General features: G+C 59.8%; 15 protein-coding genes and 1 pseudogene. 3 read left to right on the top strand and 13 right to left on the bottom strand.

Translation table 11 applies throughout. The features are described 5' to 3' along the window. Positions 1-21 precede the first annotated feature (21 nt). From KGD89_RS07105 to KGD89_RS25965, 4 genes are all read right to left on the bottom strand, one after another. The gene (locus tag KGD89_RS07105) at positions 22-1,074 is read right to left on the bottom strand and encodes a lactonase family protein (RefSeq protein WP_025259103.1); all 1,053 of its coding nucleotides are present in this window, start codon (positions 1,072-1,074) and stop codon (positions 22-24) included. A 254-nt stretch (positions 1,075-1,328) separates the two neighbouring features. Beyond that, positions 1,329-4,007 (bottom strand): aconitate hydratase AcnA, encoded by a 2,679-nt coding sequence (gene acnA / locus KGD89_RS07100; RefSeq protein WP_025259102.1) that lies wholly within the window; start codon positions 4,005-4,007, stop codon positions 1,329-1,331. 125 nt (positions 4,008-4,132) lie between these two features. Continuing rightward, entirely contained in the window at positions 4,133-4,741 is a 609-nt protein-coding gene (locus tag KGD89_RS07095; protein ID WP_236250084.1) for a LysR substrate-binding domain-containing protein, read from the bottom strand. Positions 4,742-4,807: 66 nt separating this feature from the next. After that, positions 4,808-5,023, bottom strand: a complete 216-nt coding sequence (locus tag KGD89_RS25965; protein ID WP_025259100.1) for a helix-turn-helix domain-containing protein — start codon at positions 5,021-5,023, stop codon at positions 4,808-4,810. 348 nt (positions 5,024-5,371) lie between these two features. Here KGD89_RS25965 and KGD89_RS07090 point away from each other — a divergent pair, with 348 nt between their 5' ends. After that, on the top strand, positions 5,372-6,700 hold the full coding sequence (locus tag KGD89_RS07090; protein ID WP_025259099.1) for a DUF3100 domain-containing protein: 1,329 nt from the start codon (positions 5,372-5,374) through the stop codon (positions 6,698-6,700). Positions 6,701-6,748: 48 nt separating this feature from the next. Here the strand turns inward: KGD89_RS07090 and KGD89_RS07085 are convergent, their stop codons facing one another. Continuing rightward, positions 6,749-7,666 carry a LysR substrate-binding domain-containing protein gene (locus KGD89_RS07085; protein WP_025259098.1) on the bottom strand — a complete coding sequence of 306 codons (918 nt, stop codon included), beginning with the start codon at positions 7,664-7,666 and terminating at the stop codon, positions 6,749-6,751. Between the two features lie 127 nt (positions 7,667-7,793). Here KGD89_RS07085 and KGD89_RS07080 point away from each other — a divergent pair, with 127 nt between their 5' ends. Then, positions 7,794-9,170, top strand: a complete 1,377-nt coding sequence (locus KGD89_RS07080; protein WP_025259097.1) for an L-serine ammonia-lyase — start codon at positions 7,794-7,796, stop codon at positions 9,168-9,170. 75 nt (positions 9,171-9,245) lie between these two features. On the opposite strand, the gene KGD89_RS07075 is transcribed toward KGD89_RS07080, so the two are convergent. From KGD89_RS07075 to epsC, 5 genes are read right to left on the bottom strand one after another with little or no spacing between them, the layout of a single operon-like run. Then, a complete protein-coding gene (locus tag KGD89_RS07075) occupies positions 9,246-10,403 on the bottom strand; it encodes a M20 aminoacylase family protein (RefSeq protein ID WP_025259096.1) in 1,158 nt (385 codons plus the stop codon). A 5-nt stretch (positions 10,404-10,408) separates the two neighbouring features. Then, on the bottom strand, positions 10,409-11,926 hold the full coding sequence (locus tag KGD89_RS07070; protein WP_025259095.1) for an aldehyde dehydrogenase family protein: 1,518 nt from the start codon (positions 11,924-11,926) through the stop codon (positions 10,409-10,411). 3 nt (positions 11,927-11,929) lie between these two features. Beyond that, positions 11,930-12,820, bottom strand: coding sequence for an NAD(P)-dependent oxidoreductase (locus KGD89_RS07065; protein ID WP_025259094.1), 891 nt, complete (start codon positions 12,818-12,820; stop codon positions 11,930-11,932). 14 nt (positions 12,821-12,834) lie between these two features. Next, positions 12,835-13,725: a VOC family protein gene (locus KGD89_RS07060; protein WP_025259093.1), complete on the bottom strand. Its 891-nt coding sequence runs from the start codon at positions 13,723-13,725 to the stop codon at positions 12,835-12,837. 18 nt (positions 13,726-13,743) lie between these two features. Beyond that, entirely contained in the window at positions 13,744-14,508 is a 765-nt protein-coding gene (epsC, locus tag KGD89_RS07055; protein ID WP_025259092.1) for a serine O-acetyltransferase EpsC, read from the bottom strand. Positions 14,509-14,614: 106 nt separating this feature from the next. Between epsC and KGD89_RS07050 the strand changes: the two genes are divergently transcribed. Further along, positions 14,615-15,529 (top strand): LysR family transcriptional regulator, encoded by a 915-nt coding sequence (locus KGD89_RS07050; protein WP_025259091.1) that lies wholly within the window; start codon positions 14,615-14,617, stop codon positions 15,527-15,529. Between the two features lie 15 nt (positions 15,530-15,544). Here the strand turns inward: KGD89_RS07050 and KGD89_RS07045 are convergent. The 3 genes and pseudogenes from KGD89_RS07045 to KGD89_RS07035 all read right to left on the bottom strand — a co-directional run. Further along, a pseudogene (locus tag KGD89_RS07045) lies at positions 15,545-16,054 on the bottom strand (SIS domain-containing protein); the annotation flags it as partial. A 101-nt stretch (positions 16,055-16,155) separates the two neighbouring features. Next, on the bottom strand, positions 16,156-17,235 hold the full coding sequence (locus KGD89_RS07040; protein WP_025259089.1) for an aldo/keto reductase: 1,080 nt from the start codon (positions 17,233-17,235) through the stop codon (positions 16,156-16,158). A 70-nt stretch (positions 17,236-17,305) separates the two neighbouring features. Next, entirely contained in the window at positions 17,306-18,289 is a 984-nt protein-coding gene (locus KGD89_RS07035) for an aldo/keto reductase (RefSeq protein WP_025259088.1), read from the bottom strand. Positions 18,290-18,453 lie beyond the last annotated feature (164 nt).

The raw sequence follows: 18,453 nt of genomic DNA, 5'->3' as shown, positions 1-18,453 counted from the left end.
TTGTTTTTATAGTGTTGCGCTTTATGCGGTAAAAACCATGCACACCGGGCTACCGGTGGAAATCGAGAAACCGGTCTTGCTCAGCCCGCCCTTTTTCGCATCGACCGCCATCGAGATGATGGTGTCGCTGTCTTCGTTGAGTGCAAACAGGAAGCGCTGGTTGGGCGTCAGGGTAAAGAAGCGCGGGGTCTTGCCATCGGTAGCGATGAATTCCACCGGGCTGAGCATGCCGGTGCCTTCGTCGATGACAAAGCTGGCGACACTGTCGTAGCCGCGATTGGAGGCATACAGAAAACGTCCGCGACGGTCGATCTGGATCTCCGATGCCCGGCTGTTGCCGGTAAAGGTCGCGGGCAGCGAAGGCAGCACCTGAATGGCCTTGAGCGCGCCGCTCGAAGCCTCGAAGCGGTAGGTCGTGACCGTCGAATCCAGCTCATTGATGGCATAGGCAAAAGGTGCGCCGGGATGCAGCACCACATGCCTTGGGCCTGCGCCTTCGCGGGTGGCTACGAACGGCTGGTCTGCCGGGTAGAGCTTGCCGTTGTCGAAACGGAAACTGAAAATCCGGTCCAGCCCCTTGTCCGGCACCAGCACGAAATGGCCGGACGGGTCGAAGGGGTTGAAGTGCGGCTTGGAGAACGGTTGCTCGACCCGGTGCGGCCCCAGCGGCCCTTCGAGCTTGAGCAACTGGTTCAAGGTACCGAGGGAACCGTCTTCAGCAACATTCAGCACCGCCAGCGAACCACCGATGTGGTTGGACACCACCAGAAACCGTTCGCTGGGGTCGAGCGCCAGATGCACCGGGTTCTTGCCTTCGCAGCTTTGCCGGTTGATGAACGTCAGCTTGCCTGTGGCCTTGTCGATGCTGAAGGCGCTGACCTCACTCTGGTCGCCATGCACGGTATACAGCCGGTCATTGGCGCGGTTGAGTGCCAGAAAAGACGGATTGACCAGATCCTTCAGCACCTGGACCAGCCTGAGGGTGCCATGCTCCTGATCCACTTCATAAACCGTGATGCCTTCGCCACGGGCATTGCGCTCACGAGTGGTCCTTGACCCGACATATGCGTACATGGGGGTTGTTCTCCGGGTAGCCTTGGATTGTCTGTTCAATGTGTCAGTCGCGTCTGCGCGTCCGGTCGGAACCAGGGATGCGAGCACCGCAAAGCCGGCAGCGGTGCCCATTTGCCTGATAAGCGTTCGCCGGGTCAAACCGGCCCCATCAGGGGAAATGGCAGGCGCGCAAGGGCCTGCGTCTCTGTCGTCGCTGTGCATGTCTGCCTTCCTTATTATTGTTGATCGCAAAACTCGCCCTTGAACCGGGACACTCACTGCCGGGTGCGCTTGACCACCTTGCGAATCACGAATGGCAATACACCGCCATGGGTGAGGTAGCGAATCTCCTGCAACGAATCGATACGCACCGACAGCTCGACCTGACGGTGCTCTCGCCCGGCAGACCGAATACTCAGCACGACCGGGTTATCGCCTGCCACCAGTTCATCGAGACCACTGAAATCCAGATGCTCGGTGCCATCGAGATGCAGGTCTTCAACCGTTTGCCCGGCCTTGAACTGCAGAGGAATCACACCCATTCCGATCAGGTTGCTGCGGTGAATGCGTTCGATGCTGCGAGCCACCACGGCCTTGACGCCCAACAGTGCCTGGGCCTTGGCTGCCCAGTCACGGCTTGAACCCGCGCCGTAGTTGATCCCGGCGAAAACCACCATGGGCGTATGGCTGCTCGCGTAACTTTGAGCGGCCATGAACAGCGGCAGGCACTCGCTGTGATCTGCATTCCAGGCCCAGACACCCGGCCCTGGCTGTGCGTCACCCAACAGCAGATTCCTGACCGAGGGATTGGTGAATGCACCCCGCAACATGACTTCGTGGTTACTGCGCCGCGTGGAGTACTGATTGAGGTCCTGTGGGTCCTCGCCCCGCTCCAGCAGCCATTGGCCGGCCAGGCTGGCAGCAGGAATGGCACCGGCAGGCGAGATATGGTCGGTGGTGACGTTATCACCCAGCACCATCAGCACCCGTGCATCACGAATCCCCAGGCTGGCCTTGGGCTCGATACCGATATCCGTCAGGTACCGAGGGCGGCGCAAGTAGGTGGATTGCGCATTCCATGGAAACTGCACGCTGCCCTCGGCAGACAGTGCCTGCCAATGGCTCGTGCCGTCCCAGACGGTTTCCAGACGCTTGCGAAAGAACTCCGGCCTGACCACGCCCAGCGCCAGCTCTGCGACATCCGCATCGCTGGGCATCAGATCCCGCAGATACACCGGCTGGCCGTTGCTCTCATACCCCAGCGGCTGCGACTCAAGATCGATATCGATAGTGCCGGCAATGGCATACGCCACGCACAGCGCCGGAGAAGCCAGATAACCTGCTGGTACTTTCGGGTTGACCCGCCCCTCGAAATTGCGATTGCCCGACAGCACCACCACGCCCTTGAGGCCTTGATCGGCAAACGCTTCGACATGCTCTTCAAGCTTGCCGGAGTTGCCGATGCAGGTCATGCAGCCAAAGCCTGCCAGATCGAACCCCAGTGCCGAGAAATCCGTCAGCAGATCGGCCTGTTGCAAGTAATCCGCGACCACTTGAGAACCAGGGGACAGTGACGTCTTGACCCATGGCTTGCGCTTCAAGCCCAGACTGCGCGCCTTGCGGGCCAGCAATCCGGCCTGGATCATCTGCGACGGATTGGCCGTGTTGGTGCAACTGGTAATCGCCGACAGCACCACGGCACCATGGGTAATGGGCTCTTGAAACGAGGGCTCGAAAAAGGACTGGGCAGCAGGCCCGACAATCAGATCAGTACCGCCCAGCACGTCATCGCGAAAAGATGCAGCGGCACTGGAAAGTGTCTGTCTTTGATGGGGTTGGTGCGGGCCGGCAACGCTGGGCTCGATGCTCGCCAGATCCAGTTCGATCAACTCGTCGAACTCGGGCTCGGCCAGCTCATCGCGCCGCCAGAGACCTTGCGCGTTCATGTAGCTGACGATCCTGGAACGCAACTCCCGGGAGCGGCCACTCAATTCCAGGTAGGACAGGGTTTCATCGTCGAACGGGAAGAACACCACCGTCGCACCGTACTCGGGTGCCATGTTTGAGACAGTACCACGAGCCGCCCAACTCAAGGTCGAAAGGCCCGGCCCGGTAAACTCGACGAACTTGCCCACCACTTTGCGCTGACGAAGGATCTGCGCGACATACAGGGAAAGATCGGTGGCCGTGACGCCAGGGCGCATCACATTGCTGACGCGAATTCCGATCACTTGAGGAAAGCTGATCGGCACCGGCTCTCCTACCATCGCCGCCTGCCCTTCCAGACCGCCCACTCCCCAGCCCAGCACGCCGATGGCATTGATCATCGGCGTATGGCTGTCGGTAGCGACCATATCGTCAGGGTGCAGCAGGCGCTGGCCGTCCTCGGTGCGACTTTCCCAGACCACCTGCGCCAGGGCTTCCATGTTCATCTGGTGGATGATTCCGGTGCCCGGCGGAATGACGCCAAAGTTATCGAGGCTTTTCTGCGCCCATTTGATGAAACGATAGCGCTCGCTGTTGCGCCGGAAGTCGATCTCCAGGTTCTGCTGCACCGAATCAGGCTGTGCATAGCTTTCGACAATGACCGAGTGATCGATGGTCAGGACCGCCGGGATGGACGGATTCATCGCCTGAGGATCGCCGCCCAGTTCCGCGACAACATCGCGCATGCCCGCAAAATCGGCCAGTGCAGGCAAACAGGTGGTGTCGTGGAACATCAGACGGTTAGGCTGAAACGGCACTTCGCAGTCAGGGCCGTTATCCACCGCTCGGGCCAGTACCGAAGGCAATGCCTCAGGAGCACAGCGAGCAACGTTTTCCAGCAGGATGCGGATCGAATAAGGCAGTTTTGCCAATTGCTCGGACGAAAGCATCTTGTGCAAATCGACGAAAGCAAACGGCTCATGGTCGATGACCAGATGGTTGATCAGGTCGTGGGCGATCTCGGTCATACGCTTGGGCTCGGCTTTTTTATAGTATTCGCGGCACTGACACCACTATGAAGCCGATACTAGGGGCACTGCCCACGGATGAAAATTGAAGTCTCGCCAAGGGAGCGTTCGCCGATGGAGAACGCTCAGTCGGTAGCCAGCCTGAAGTTATCGATCAGGGTTTTCAGAGTCGGCGATGCCGCTTCGTACTTTCTGAACACCAGCAACAGCGAGCGTTGCGCCCAGGTTTCGTCCAGTGTCACCGCCTTGAGTCTGTGGCTGCGCAGGTACTGCCTGATCACACTGCGAGGCAGAATCGCCAGCCCGAGCCCGGCGCCAACCATCCGGCACATGCAGTCGAAACTGCTGATGCGGATTCTGAGCCGCAGGTCCATACCCAGCTTTTTCGCCTCGCTGGTCAGCAAGGTGTGCATGGAGCTTTCCAGGTGCGGCCCGACGAATTCGTGCTCCAGTGCCTCCTTGAAGCGCACTGACTTGCGCATCGCCAATACATGATCGGCAGGCACCACCAGCGTCAGCTCATCGTTGCGGTAGGGCAAGGTTTCCAACCCCTGAGAAGCCGTCTGCGCAGCAATGATTCCCAGATCGGCCCGACCGTCCGCCACGGCACGAATCACCGCAGAGCCGACCCGCTCCTCGATATCGAATTTGATCTGGGGATACAGGGCAATGAACCCGGCCACGTCGTCGGGCAAAAACTGCGAGAGCGCCGAGGTGATGGCATGAATCCGCACATGCCCCTTGACCCCGCTGGCGTACTCCCCAAGCTCGGTATCCAGTTGGGCGAGGGTTTGCTTGAGCTAGCGTGCATAGAACAGCATCGACTGACCCGCCGGGGTCAGCTCGACCCCTCGTGCGTTGCGCAACAGCAAGGGCGAACCCACCTGGGCCTCAAGCTCTGTGATGCGCTTGCTGATGGCCGATACCGCCAGGTGCCTGATGCGCGCAGAACGGGTCAGGTTACGCTCTTCGGCAACAGTGATGAAAACGTCCAGGCTGGTCAGGTCATAGCGCAATGGGAAGTCCTCGCAGAGGGGTGAAGCATTAAACAGGATTTCACGTCTGTCTTCGCGCCCGCAGCGGCAGAAAAACCCTGTTTTCTGTGTTCTGATTAAGGCAACGATAAATAAAGTTCGCAATATTGGTGTGCAGCATGCTGCTCTGCATACTCGCACCCAAAGGTTCACAGCAGCCTGGGCCGATATCACTCTGCGGCCTTACAAGAATATTCAGCCCCACAAGGGCTTCCATGGGCTCCATGGATTTTTAAAGCTGCCCCGGGCGCCACAACGCGCCCTCCTGAAAAGCACAACAACGATTGATAAGGCCTATTAAAAGGTCATTCAGCAGGCAAGGGGATCATCATGCAACACTCACAGGCCGCAGTGGCGGGTGACAAGCAGGCTGTTTCAGCCACCGTAAAACTGTATATCTGGGCCGCGATCATCCTTATCGTCGCCGAAATGATCGGTGCCATCAGCATCCCTCTGGGCCCCGGCAAAGTCGTCTTGCTGCCCATGGTCTGGGCCCTGGTGCTGGGCGCGGTGATCGGTATAGCCAGCCGCCGCATGCCAGGCACCATCGGTGTCGACCACGCCACGCAACTGCGCTCGGCGTCCATCCTGCAACCTGCCCTGCTGATTTTCATCGCCAAACTCGGCCTGGTCGTCGGCGGTTCGCTTCCAGTGGTATTCGCCTCCGGCTGGGCGCTGCTGTTCCAGGAGTTCGGTCATTTCGTCGGCACAGTGATTCTCGGCCTGCCGGTTGCACTGATGCTGGGCATCAAGCGTGAAGCCATCGGCGCCACCTTCTCTGTCGGCCGTGAGCCGAGCCTGGCGATCATCGGTGAGCGCTATGGAATGGACTCCCCCGAAGGTCGTGGCGTACTGGCCGAATACCTGACCGGCACCCTGTTCGGCGCGCTGTTCATTGCCATCGTGGCCGGCTTCATCGCCAGCCTCGGCATCTTCCACCCCAACTCCCTGGCCATGGGCGCGGGCATCGGTTCGGGCAGCATGATGGCCGCCGCCGCAGGCGCCATTGCCGCTCAGCAGACCCCGGAAGTCGCCAAGGAAGTCATGACGCTGGCGGCAGCCTCCAACCTGATCACCACCACCATCGGCACCTACTTCACCCTGTTCATTTCCCTGCCGCTGGCGGTCTGGGGTTATCGGGTGCTGGAGCCGCTGATCGGCCGCACCACCAAGGCCTCCATCAGCGACGAAAACATCAGCAGCAAGGACGTCTCACTGGATGTTCCGGAGCTGAGCTGGGCCGGCAAGGTCAGTGCCTGGCTGGCAGCCGGTGCGCTGGCGCTGATCGCCAACTATGTCGGTTACAAGACCCTGTCCACCGATGCCCTCACCGGCATGGGTATCATGATCTTCTGTACCTTCGTGGGTGAAATGCTCTGCAGCCTGCTGCGTCGCAAGATCCCGGCTGTGTGCACGGTGTCGCTGGTGGCAATGTTCCTGACCTCGCCTGCCTGCCCGTTCGCAGCGGAAATCACCCGCCTGACCAGCTCGATCAACATGCTGGCAGTGATCACCCCGATGCTGGCCTTCGCCGGTCTGTCGGTTGCCAAGGATCTGCCTGCGTTCCGTCGCCTGGGCTGGAGGATCGTACTGGTCTCTTTCCTCGCCAACTTCGGCACATTCATCGGTGCCGTACTGATCGCTGAACTGTTCCATTGATCCCTGCTGACCGGATATGAAAAGGGCGCGTCGATTGACGCGCCCTTTTCATTTGTCCTGTGTCGCTTCGCTGACCAGCCAGTCGTGCACCGCACGCCGGGACGGCGTACTCAACGCGCCCTCACGATAAGCCAGCACGTACTTTTTCTTGGCCTTGATCGGATGCCCGAAAGGCACGATCAGCGAGCCCTGCTCCAACTCGTCGGTGATCAGCGCCTTGCGGGCAATGGCCACACCCATGCCCATTCTCGCGGCATCGATGGTCAGGTGATTGCGGTTGAAAGTATGCCCGCGCCGCACGTCGATGCCGGCTGCACCGATAGCCGCCAGGTAGAACTCCCACTCGGCATACTCGTAGCTGCCACGCCAGGCCGTGATGTCGTGCAACAGCGGAAAATGCACCAGTTGGCTGGGCGTATCCAGAGGCGGCTTGCCTTCCAGCAGTGCGGGCGAGCACACAGGGAACAGCTCTTCTTCCAGCAAGGGCGTGGTCATCAAACCCGGATAGCTGCCATCGTTGAGATCGATGGCCAGATCGAAGTCGTCGTCCCGCAACGAGCCGCTGCTGTCTTCGGCAATGATCCGCAACTGGATATCCGGGAAAGCCTCCTGCAAGCGTGGCAAGCGTGGCATCAGCCATTTGCCGAGAAAGGAAGGAATGCAGCGCAGCTTGAACACGCCGCCGATCCGTCCGGAATGCAGCAGGCGCAATTCATCGCTGATACGGCTCTGCACTTCATTGGCCACCAGCGCCAGCCGCTGCCCTTCGGCGGTCAGCTCAAGCCCGCGCCCGACCCGATGAAACAGGGCGAAGCCCAGACGCTCTTCGAGCTGACGCATCTGCTGGCTGATGGCACCCGGCGTCACATGCAGCTCTTCGGCGCAACGGGTGAAAGAAAGATGTCGGGCGGCACAGGCAAAGACCTGTAACCAGGCGTGCATCTGTGCATTGAAAATTCTGCTCATTGAAGAGTTCCGCTAAAGCGTTGCATAGGAACAATCGTTTGTCGTTTGGAAGCCCTGAGCCAACTATGAGAACCATGAACAGGGAGTTCCATGACTCCCATGGAAACTCATTTGCAGGACCTCCGTGATGGCTATCAGCGTCTTCGACATGTTCAAAATCGGCATTGGCCCCTCCAGTTCACACACCGTAGGACCGATGCGGGCCGGGGCGCTGTTTGTAACCGACCTTCGCGAGCGCAACCTATTGCATAGCGTAGAACGGATCGAAGTGCGATTGTACGGATCTCTGTCGGCCACGGGCATCGGTCACAGCAGTGATCGTGCGACTGTCATGGGTTTAATGGGCGAATGGCCAGACCAGATCGACCCCAGCCAGGTCAATCAACGCATCGACGCCCTGCTGGAGAACGGCCAGTTGATGCTGGCTGGCGAGCGGGAAATCAAGTTCCTCTGGCAGCGCGACATGTGCCTGCTGGACGAAAGCCTGCCCTATCACCCCAACGGCATGACGCTGTGTGCCTACGGAGCGACCGGCGAACTGCACGAGCAGACTTACTATTCGGTGGGTGGCGGTTTCGTGATCGACGCCGCGCAGGCCGCCAGCGGCGTGCTGGACAGCGATGAAACCGTGTTGCCTTATGACTTCTCCAGCGGTGCGGAATTGCTCAAGCTGTGCAAGACCCACGGCCTGAGCGTTTCCGGGTTGATGATGGCCAACGAAAAGGTCTGGCGCAGCGAGGAAGAAATCCGCGCGAAGATTCTGGTCATCTGGGAAGCGATGCGTGAATGCGTGAACAAGGGCCTGAACGAAACCGGGATTCTCCCTGGAGGCCTGAAGGTCCGTCGTCGTGCCTATCGCCTGCATCAGAACCTGCAGAACCTCGATAACCCCAACGTGATCGGCTCGACCCTCAGCGCCATGGAGTGGGTCAACCTTTTCGCCCTGGCAGTGAACGAAGAAAACGCCGCCGGTGGCCGCATGGTGACTGCGCCCACCAATGGCGCAGCGGGTATCGTGCCTGCGGTGCTGCATTACTTCATGAAATTCAACCCGGCAGCCAATGACGACGACGTGGTGCGTTTCTTTCTCAGTGCCGCTGCGGTGGGCATTCTGTGCAAGAAAAACGCTTCCATCTCGGGCGCGGAAGTGGGCTGTCAGGGGGAAGTCGGATCGGCCTGCGCCATGGCAGCAGCCGGGCTTGCCGAGATTATCGGAGCCTCGCCGGAGCAAGTGGAAAACGCCGCGGAAATCGGCCTGGAACACAACCTTGGCCTGACCTGCGACCCGGTCGGCGGGCTGGTTCAAGTGCCTTGCATCGAGCGCAACGCAATAGCTGCCGTGAAGGCGATCAATGCGGCACAAATGGCAATGCGCGGGGATGGCGAGCACTTCATCTCTCTGGATCACGCCATCCGCACCATGCGCGATACCGGTGCCGACATGCACGACAAGTACAAGGAAACGTCACGGGGCGGGTTGGCGGTGAATCTGGTGGAGTGCTGATTGCACCCTCTTCGCGAATAAATTCGCTCCTACACCCAACCCGGCAGGAGCGAATTCATTCACGAAAAACACCCATCAACTCACCGGCAGGCACTGCTCCACCAACGCCGTCCATACCGCAACGCCAGGTTCGATCACCTGATCGTTGAAGTCGTAGTACGGGTTATGCAGCGCGGCGGAAGGTTTCTCGCCGTCCACACCCAGCCAGACATAAGCACCCGGACAGGCATGCAGCATGAAGGCGAAGTCTTCGGATGCCATGGACGGGTTGCAACCCCACTGCACATTGGCCTCGCCCACCGCAGCAACAGCCGCTCGACGAATCGTGGCTGCCGCTTCGACATGGTTCTCGGTGACCGGGTAGCCGACGTTATAGACCAGCTCGCCCCGTACCCCGAAAGCCACCGGCAAGCGCTCGACGAACTCGCCGATCAGTTGCTGGACTTTGGCCCGCACCGGCGTCTGCAAGCAACGCACCGTACCGCGCAACACGGCTGTTTCCGGGATGACGTTGATCGCTTCACCGGCATTGAACTGGGTGATGCTGACCACCGCCGAATCCAGCGGTGAAAGACGTCGCGACACGATGGTTTGCAGGCCCAGTACCAGTTCGGCAGCCGCCACAATGGGATCGGTGCCTTTGTCCGGCATGGCGGCGTGGCTGCCTTTACCAGTCAGGGTGATCTCGAAGGTATCCAGCGAAGCCATCATCGGACCGGGGTTGATCACGACATTGCCTGCCGGAACGCCCGGCCAGTTATGCAGCCCGTAGATCGCATCCATCGGGAACAGCTCGAACAAGCCGTCCTCGATCATGCGCTGGGCGCCACCCAGGTTTTCTTCGGCTGGCTGGAAGACAAAATGTACCGTGCCACGAAATTTGCGGGTTTCGGACAGGTGCCGCGCAGTCGCCAGCAGAATCGCGGTATGGCCATCGTGACCGCAGGCATGCATGCAGCCTTTGTGTACAGACTTGTGCGCGGTGTCGCCCAGTTCCTGGATCGGCAGCGCGTCCATGTCGGCACGAATGCCGATGACCGGGCCGTCGCCATTGCGCAGTGTACCGACGACACCTGTGCCGCCGAGGCCGCGATGGACTTCGATGCCAAAGCTGGTCAGCAGATTCGACACCTTGTCGGAGGTCTGCTGCTCCTGGAAACCCAGTTCGGGGGCCGCGTGGATCGTGCGACGCCAGACAGTCGCCTGATCGATCAGGGCTTTGGAAATCTTCATTACCGTTACTCCAGACTCGCGCCATAGCCAAAACTGGCAGCAGGCTTGGCGGCAGTTTCAACCCAGACGCTTTTCACTTCGCTGTACTCACGCAACGCATCGAGGCCCGAGGAACGGCCATAACCGCTTTCGCCGTAACCGCCGAAGGGTGAGCTGACGTGAATGGTCTTGTAGCCATTGACCCAGAAGGTCCCGGCGCGTACCTGTTTGGCAACGCGATGGGCACGACCGACATCACGGGTCCAGACGCCACCGGCCAGGCCGAAACGGCTGTCGTTGGCGATGCGGATGGCGTCTTCTTCGTCCTTGAACGGAATCGCCACGACCACCGGCCCGAAGATTTCTTCCTGGGCGCAGTACAGGTCGTTGGTGCCGGCCAGTAAGGTCGGATTGACGTAGTAGCCCGGCTTGTCCGGGATCGGATCGGCCTCTTTGCCAACCAGCTTCGCGCCGTCTTTGAGTGCGCCTTCGACCATGGTTTTCACATGGTTGTATTGCTTGGCGTTGTTGATCGGGCCGATCTGGGTTTCCGGATCGCTGGGGTCACCGACCTTGAATTGCGTGGCAGCCACGGCCAGGGCGTTGGTGAATTTTTCAAAGATCGATTCCTGCACCAGCAGGCGCGAACCGGATACGCAGCTTTGCCCGGCACCGGAGAAAATCGCCGCCTGAGCACCGCGCAAGGCGACTTCCAGATCGGCATCTTCAAACACGATATTGGCCGACTTGCCGCCCAGCTCCAGTACCGCCGGAATGCAACGCTGAGCCGCCGCCACCGCAATATGGCGACCGGTTGCAGGCGAGCCCACGAACACGACCTTGCGAATGTCGGCCTTGGCGATGAAGGCCTGACCAATGGAATTGCCGAAACCGGCAATGACGTTGACCAGACCTTTTGGCACGCCCGCACGCTCGATCAGCACGCCGATCATCAGCGAGCTGAGGGGCGTCAGTTCGGACGGTTTGAGAATCACCGCATTACCGGCAGCAATCGCCGGCGCGATCTGCCAGCCGCAGGTGAAGATCGGCGCGTTCCAGGGCGTGATCTGCAATACGGTGCCCAAGGGCTCGTAGGTCACGTAGTTCAGGTGCGTGGTCGGAACCGGAATGATCTCGCCATGCAGCTTGTCAGCCCAACCAGCGTAGTACTCGAACATCTCGGCCACTTTGAGCACTTCGACACGCGCATCGCGAATCGGCTTGTTGGCGGTCAGGGATTCGATCTGGGCCAGGTTTTCCTGCTCTTCGCGAATCAGGGAGCCGATCTGGTACATGGCCCGACCACGGGCCTGAGCGGTCAGTGCCCACCATTGAGCCTGAGCGGCCTTCGCGGCCTTGTCGGCCAGTTCGACCAGGGACTCATCGGCATCAGGAAAACTCAGCAGGACGCTGTCGTCATGGGCGTTGCGCACTTCGACCGGAGCACCGTGGCCTTCGACGAATTCGCCGCCGACGTAGCTGGCAATGACACTGCGGTCGCCCCAGTAAGGACGCAGCAGATCAAGGATTTTTGCAGTGCTCATCGGTTACTCTCCACGGCCGTAAAGTTGGGCATCGGTACGCTGCACGATTGCGCAGAAGTCTTCGTTATCTGCCAGGGTTTCGCTGCTGGCTTTCCACAGTTGTGCGACCACACGCGACAGCGGCAGCTCCATGTCCAGGCTGTCCGCCAGATCGCTGGCCAGCCCCACATCCTTGCGCATCAGGCCCATGGTGAAACCGGAATCGTAGGCTTTGTTGAGCACCCAGGTCGGAAACATGACTTGTGTCGCGCCGCTGCGTCCCGAACCGGCGTTGAGGCCTTGCAGCAGTTTTTCCGGATCGACGCCGGCCTTGGCCGCCATGGCGACCGCTTCGGCGGTGCTGATCAGGTGGCAGGCCGCCAGCATGTTGTTGGCAATCTTGGCGACGTTGCCGGCGCCACACTGTCCGACGTGAACGCGGGTGCCGCTCATTCCTTCAAGGACAGGCATGACACGGGCCAGGTCATCGTCCTCAGCACCGATCACCATGGACATGGTGCCGGTGGCTGCGCCTTTGGGGCCGCCGGAAACCGGGGCATCGATAAAGGCCACGCCGGTTTTCAACAGCTCGGCCGCGACCTTGCGGCTCATTTCCGGGGTGGACGTAGTGGTATCGACGACGACCAGCCCCTTGCGCCCGAACTCGATGATGCCGCCCTCGCCCAGGCAAACCGACTCGACATGCTCGGCCTTGGGCAGCGACAGGATCAGAATGTCCGAGTCCTGGATCAGTTGCTTGCGGTCGGAAACCGGCTTGACGCCTTTGCTCTCGGCTTGCGCCAGTGCGGCCTGAGACAGGTCGAAACCGCTCACATCGAAGCCTTTGCTCGCCAGGGTGGCCGCCATGCCGCCGCCCATGTTGCCCAGTCCGATCACACCTACTTTCAAAGTCATGTTCCGCATCTCGGTTAAAGGTTTTGTACAAATTCAAGGATGACGTTGCCCGCCGCTTCGGGTTGCACCATGACGCGGCCTGGCACTTGTTCGTGAGGTACTTCGTTGTGTTCGAGGATGAAGCGCACCGTGTCCAGGCTTTTGGTATGCAGGCCGATGGCGATGGCATGGGCGCGCTCGCTGGCGGCGTGGGGCAGCCTGACGCCGGGGTATTGAGTGGCTGCGGTGGCGGCATCCATGGCTCGCAGGAGGCCGCAACGGGTATCGGCTTGCAGCACGTTGCCGATGTAGGTGACGGCGTCGCCGTAAAGGGCTTTCCAGCGCGCTTCAAGCTCTGCCGGATCAGCCAGGTAGGTCACGCTGAAAATCCCGTCCACGCCATTGCAGTGGTTCTGCCAGCCTGGCACCCAGATCAGTTCGGGGCGGTGCTGATGGCAGATAAAGTTCGAGGCGTCGGGCAGCGCCGGGTCGATGAACAACCCCAGGGACACAACCGCTTCATCGGGACGACCGTCAGGCAACGTCATGCTGCGGCGAAAATCGATACGCCCCTGGCTCGGCAGACCTGCTTCGACCAGACGTGCGTGATCGGCGTCCGCATCCTGGCTGTGCAAGGCCACCAGCGAAACGCCCTCTTCGCCACGGTCCAGAAACTCGCCCAACTGGCGACCAAAGCAGAAACCGTTGACCGAGTTGGTGCCGAACTTTGCCGGATCGTCGATCCCGATCAGTTCGATGAAATTGCTTTCAAACATCATCAGCGAGGTCACGCTGCCCCATGGGTGATAACTGACAGGGGACGGCATGAAGCCCATTTTCCGATAGAGCTGCAACACATGGGCGTGGTCACGCACCGTGACCAGCGGATGATCGATACCTTGTGGAAACTGAGCGACGGCTGTCATATATGAACTATCCCTGCATTATTCTTGTGATTTTGTCGTGAAGGTAGCGAGTGAAGCCGGTGCCGTGCCGACGGGTCTGGCGGGCGCACCGGCCACCACGACGCCCGCAGACACGGATTTGAGTACAACGGAATTGGCGGCCACGATGGCCCGCTCGCCCACCTCGATATTGCCCAGTACGGTCGCACCGGCACAGATCAGCGCACCGCGACGGACTTTGGGGTGACGATCACCGGCTTCGCTGAGCGTGCTGCCCAGGGTGACGCCATGCCAGAGGCTGACTTCATCCTCGACCACAGCAGTCTCGCCAATCACCAGCCCGATGCCGTGATCGACGAACAGTTTTTTGCCGAGCCGGGCGGCCGGATGAATATCGATACTCCAGGCACTGGCCGCCCAGTTCTGCAACAGAACGGCACTCTGGATATCGCCGTCGTTCCAGAGCGAATGAGCGATGCGATAGGCCTGCACGGCCTGGATACCGCGAAAGGTCAGAAATGCAGTCAGGTGGTCGGGGCAGGCAGGATTGACGATGACCAGATGATTGATGTCGGCAGCCGCTGCTTCGGCGATGGCCGGATTGGACCGCAGGATGGCCGTAAACCAGCTCTGCAGATCGGCATCAGGCACTTTGTCCTGTAGCTGGTGGGCCAGATTGGCTGCCAGCGCAGACTCAAAGGACGAGTGCGCCAGCATCCGGTTATGTGCATACAGGGCAAGCACCGGATTACGTTCACCAAGCTGTTGCGCCTGTTGGCGCAGACGTTGCCAAAGAGCTGTCATACACCCTCCCGTTTGCCTATGGATCGAGTATGGACAGCGCTGACACCCATCAGCAATAATCAAAAAATTGAATTTATGTTGCCTTTACCGCAACACAGGAAAAATCATGAGCCTCGTTCAGGATCGGCGGATTCTTTATTTCTTCGAAGCAGTGCGCCTGGGCAGTGTCCGGGCTGCGGCTGATTTCCTGAACGTCGCGCCTTCTGCCGTCAGCCGTCAGATCGCCCAACTGGAACAGGAGCTGGGCTCACCGCTGCTGGAAAGGCATCGCCGGGGCGTCAAACCCACCGAAGCGGGCGACAAGGTGCTGGCGTATTACCGGCAACGGCTCACCCAGCAGGAAGTGTTGCTGGAGTCCATTCAGGCGTTGCGCGGGCTGCACAGCGGTTCGGTCACGCTGGTATCGGGGGAAGGTTTCCTGGAAAGCCTGGCGCAACCGCTGGCAAAGTTCTCGTTGCTCTATCCCAGGATAGAACTGATCGTAAACGTCTGCGGTAGTAATGAAGTGATTCGTCAGGTGGTGGAGGATGAAGCGCATATCGGTCTGGTCTTCAACCCGGCTGCCGACCCGAAAATCCGCTCTCATGCCCATCAACGGCAACCCGTCTGCGTGGTGACCAGCCCTGATCATCCACTGGCTCAGGAAAAAGGTCCTCTCGAACTCAAGGGCCTGGATCGTTATCAATTGGCTCTGCCAAGCGTGTCCTACGGCATCCGCCAGATTCTGCTGCAGGCCGAGCATCAACTGGGCGTTTCAGTGAAACCGGTACTGACCTGCAACACCTTTTCCATGCTCAAACACTTCGCCATGCATGGCGGCGTCACGCTGCTGCCCACCTTCGTGATCGAAGAGGAAATGAAAGCCGGAAAACTGCTGGCCCTGCCCTTGCAGCATGAAGTGTTCAGCAGCCCCCAGACTCATCTGATCAGCCGCCTGGGGCGTCAGCTCAGTGTCGGTGCCAGCCGGCTCATGACGCTGCTGTTGCAGGAGATGACAGCGTTCAATAACTCGGATCGATAACAGCGCTCAGTCAAATATCTCGACCAGAGCGCCCTGCTCCACGACCAGAGCCTGCCCCAGAAGGCTTTGGGTCATCATCAGCAGACAATCGTGAAAGCTGGTCGCATGGCTCACCAGCGCAGCAGGCGAATGCAGGCCTGGCCAACGTGGATTTACCGTTGCCCGTCATTGCAATGATCGGGTTGCCAAACGACTTGAGGCTTGGGATCAGCTTGACCACTTCTTCAGTCTCGCCGCTGTAGCTGATCAGAATCAGAACATCGACAGGCTTGAGCATACCCAGGTCGCCATGAAAGGCCTCTGCCGGATGCAGGAAGAAACCCGGCGTGCCGGTAGAGACGAATGTGGCGACCATTTTTTGCCGATCAAACCGGACTTGCCCATGCCACAGACAGCCGCACGCCCTTTGCAACCAAGGATGAGCTCAACAGCACGCTGAAACTCCCCGTCCAGGCGGTCTGCCAACTGGCCGATAGCCTGAGCCTGGGCAATAAGGGCCTCTTTGGCAATGGACAGGTGATTCATGATTCGACTTGCGTCCGTAAGGCAATAAACAAGGGCGGCGATTCTTATGGGTTTTGGGGCGTTGCGTACGCGAAGGCGTCACCGCCCCGTATTGCCTGGCCTTATCCGTCGCTCAGACGAGTGCGTAACGCTCCTTGAGCCCGCGCAATGACTCCCGGATAACGCTTGCCGGGATAAGGCGCCATCCTGGCCAGTTCGCCAAACCCTGGCAGCCCTTCGATATGCCGCACCATGCGCTCGCGCAGGGCCTTGTCGGGTAACTCGCCATACATCGCCAAGGCATTCTCGCGAGCATGCTCGGGATTGCTGGTTGCCGGCAGTGCACAGGTCACTGCCGGATGCGAGATGACCCACTTGAGGAAATAATGCGACCAGCTACGAATGCCGGCTTCGTGTGCAAAAGCCGGTACTTCTTGCCCCTCAACCAGCTTGAACAGACGCGCTTTCTCAAACGGCATATTGGTCAACACCGCCACGCCCTTGTCGGCAGCAGCGGGCAACACTCGCTGTTCGGCGGCGCGGTTGAAAATCGAATATTGCACCTGAACGAAATCCAGCCCGCCCTTCTCCACCCATCCTTGCAGCGCCTGTAGATAGTCGTTCAGGTAATGGGTGACTCCGGTGTAGCGAATCAACCCTTCCTTCTTCCAGGCATTCAGATACGGCGCAATGACCTCAACGTTCACCAGGCTATGGCATTGCATCAGATCGATCCGTTTTCGCCAGAGGCGGCTTTCCGATTGCTTCAGGCTGGCCAGTGCATGGCTTTCATCAGCCAGGAAGTCCCCCGTCGACCAGATTTTGTTGGCGATGAAAATCTGTTCACCGATCCCCAGTGCTGTGGCGTAATCCCCCACACTGACTTCCCCGGTGCCATACAACGGCGAGGTATCAATAACGCGCACGCCCTTTTCCCAGGATGCCTGCAACACTTGGCGGACAAATTCGCGTTGCTCACCGGCAATAACGTCAAACGTCAGGAAGGTGCCCAGACCAATGGCGGGTAACAGCTCTGCGCTACTGGGTATGCGCCGTGTAATCAAGCCAGGGGGCAAGGCCGCAGCAGGTGTGGCTGCACTGGCCAGTGACGACGGCAACAATGTTCCCGCCAGCGAGGCGACAGCACCGGCTCCAAGCAACTTCAACGCATCACGACGATAGATGGGGGCGATGTCTCGCATGAGGCCTCTCCAGATTTAATAAACACAGCACAGTGAATGGCGAAGCATCGGCGCGCGGATCACATTCGCATCAGCTCGGAACCGGAGCATGCCCGGCGATAAGGCGCTCCTGCTTGAGTTCGGCCCAGAAGTCAGCCGGGATGGCGACTTTCATGGACTGGGCATTACTGGCGATCTGTCCCGGTACGCGTGACCCGGGCACGATGGCAGACACCAGCGGGTGCGCGGCAGCAAACTGCAAGGCGGCGGTACGCATGTCGATGCCATGACGACCGGCTATGGCAGCCAGTCTGGTGCGACGTTCGACAGCAAGGGGCGGCAATTCGGTCGAAAAGTTGAAACGCCGACCGCCTCCCAGGAATCCGTCATTGAGCGGAGTTCCGACAACCACGCTTGTGCCTTTTTTGGCCAATGCGGGCAGAGTCCGGTCAAGCGCCTGTTCGTGATCGACAATGGAATACTGGCAAGCCAGCAAGACGATGTCCGGCGTAGGGTCGTCATGCTCTACAGCACGAACAGCGGCGTCAGGCCGGTTGATTCCGAATCCCCAGGCTTTGATAAGCCCCTCTTCGCGCATTTTTTCCAGCTCTCGCATGGCTCCCGTGCGGGCAACTTCATAGGCCGCTTCCCAGCCACCCTGCAACTCCGTGTTGTCCGGCGACAGGTCGTGGATGTAAACCACGTCTATACGCGCCAGGCCGAGCCTTTGCAGGCTGTCCTCGACAGAGCGCCTGGCTCCGGCAGCGGTGTAGTCATAGCGGTATTCAAAAGGTGCCGGGGACGTCCAGATCGAGCTATCGCCACGAGGCTTGCCTGCTGCCTTGAAGACGCGCCCGACTTTGGTGGAAATGACATAGTCATCCGGGTTGCGGTTATGCAGGAAACGTCCGAGGCGATATTCGCTGAGGCCGAATCCATAGAAGGGCGATGTATCAAACAGCCGCACGCCCGAATCCCAAGCCGATTGCAAGACAGCTGCCGCCTGCTCATCGCTGATGGGGGCAAAGATATTACCGATTTGCGTCCCACCCATGCCGAAGCGGTAAGGCGTCATGTAACGAAGGTTGTGCCGGGCCGGGTTTGTCTGCAGCGCTGTGCGCACCACATTGCCACGAGTCGGCAGCACGCTGCCGCGCTCACCCACTGGCACGCTGGTCAATGTCTGGGCATTACCCACCATGGGCAGCCATGTGGCCGCCAGTGCGCCGCCTGCCGAAA

Origin of the sequence: Pseudomonas cichorii, from assembly GCF_018343775.1 — a bacterium.
Classification (GTDB): domain Bacteria; phylum Pseudomonadota; class Gammaproteobacteria; order Pseudomonadales; family Pseudomonadaceae; genus Aquipseudomonas; species Aquipseudomonas cichorii.
Note: the sequence above shows the minus strand (reverse complement) of the source record. Positions and strands in the feature narration are given on the sequence as shown.

Bases quoted from the DNA above. Each gene is read 5' to 3' on its own strand.
- KGD89_RS07105 (WP_025259103.1), bottom strand. From the start codon at position 1,074: ATGTACGCATATGTCGGGTCAAGGACCACTCGTGAGCGCAATGCCCGT.
- acnA (WP_025259102.1), bottom strand. From the start codon at position 4,007: ATGACCGAGATCGCCCACGACCTGATCAACCATCTGGTCATCGACCAT.
- KGD89_RS07090 (WP_025259099.1), top strand. From the start codon at position 5,372: ATGCAACACTCACAGGCCGCAGTGGCGGGTGACAAGCAGGCTGTTTCA.
- KGD89_RS07085 (WP_025259098.1), bottom strand. From the start codon at position 7,666: ATGAGCAGAATTTTCAATGCACAGATGCACGCCTGGTTACAGGTCTTT.
- KGD89_RS07080 (WP_025259097.1), top strand. From the start codon at position 7,794: ATGGCTATCAGCGTCTTCGACATGTTCAAAATCGGCATTGGCCCCTCC.
- KGD89_RS07075 (WP_025259096.1), bottom strand. From the start codon at position 10,403: ATGAAGATTTCCAAAGCCCTGATCGATCAGGCGACTGTCTGGCGTCGC.
- KGD89_RS07070 (WP_025259095.1), bottom strand. From the start codon at position 11,926: ATGAGCACTGCAAAAATCCTTGATCTGCTGCGTCCTTACTGGGGCGAC.
- KGD89_RS07065 (WP_025259094.1), bottom strand. From the start codon at position 12,820: ATGACTTTGAAAGTAGGTGTGATCGGACTGGGCAACATGGGCGGCGGC.
- KGD89_RS07060 (WP_025259093.1), bottom strand. From the start codon at position 13,725: ATGACAGCCGTCGCTCAGTTTCCACAAGGTATCGATCATCCGCTGGTC.
- epsC (WP_025259092.1), bottom strand. From the start codon at position 14,508: ATGACAGCTCTTTGGCAACGTCTGCGCCAACAGGCGCAACAGCTTGGT.
- KGD89_RS07050 (WP_025259091.1), top strand. From the start codon at position 14,615: ATGAGCCTCGTTCAGGATCGGCGGATTCTTTATTTCTTCGAAGCAGTG.
- KGD89_RS07040 (WP_025259089.1), bottom strand. From the start codon at position 17,235: ATGCGAGACATCGCCCCCATCTATCGTCGTGATGCGTTGAAGTTGCTT.
- KGD89_RS07035 (WP_025259088.1), bottom strand. From the start codon at position 18,289: ATGACGCCTTACCGCTTCGGCATGGGTGGGACGCAAATCGGTAATATC.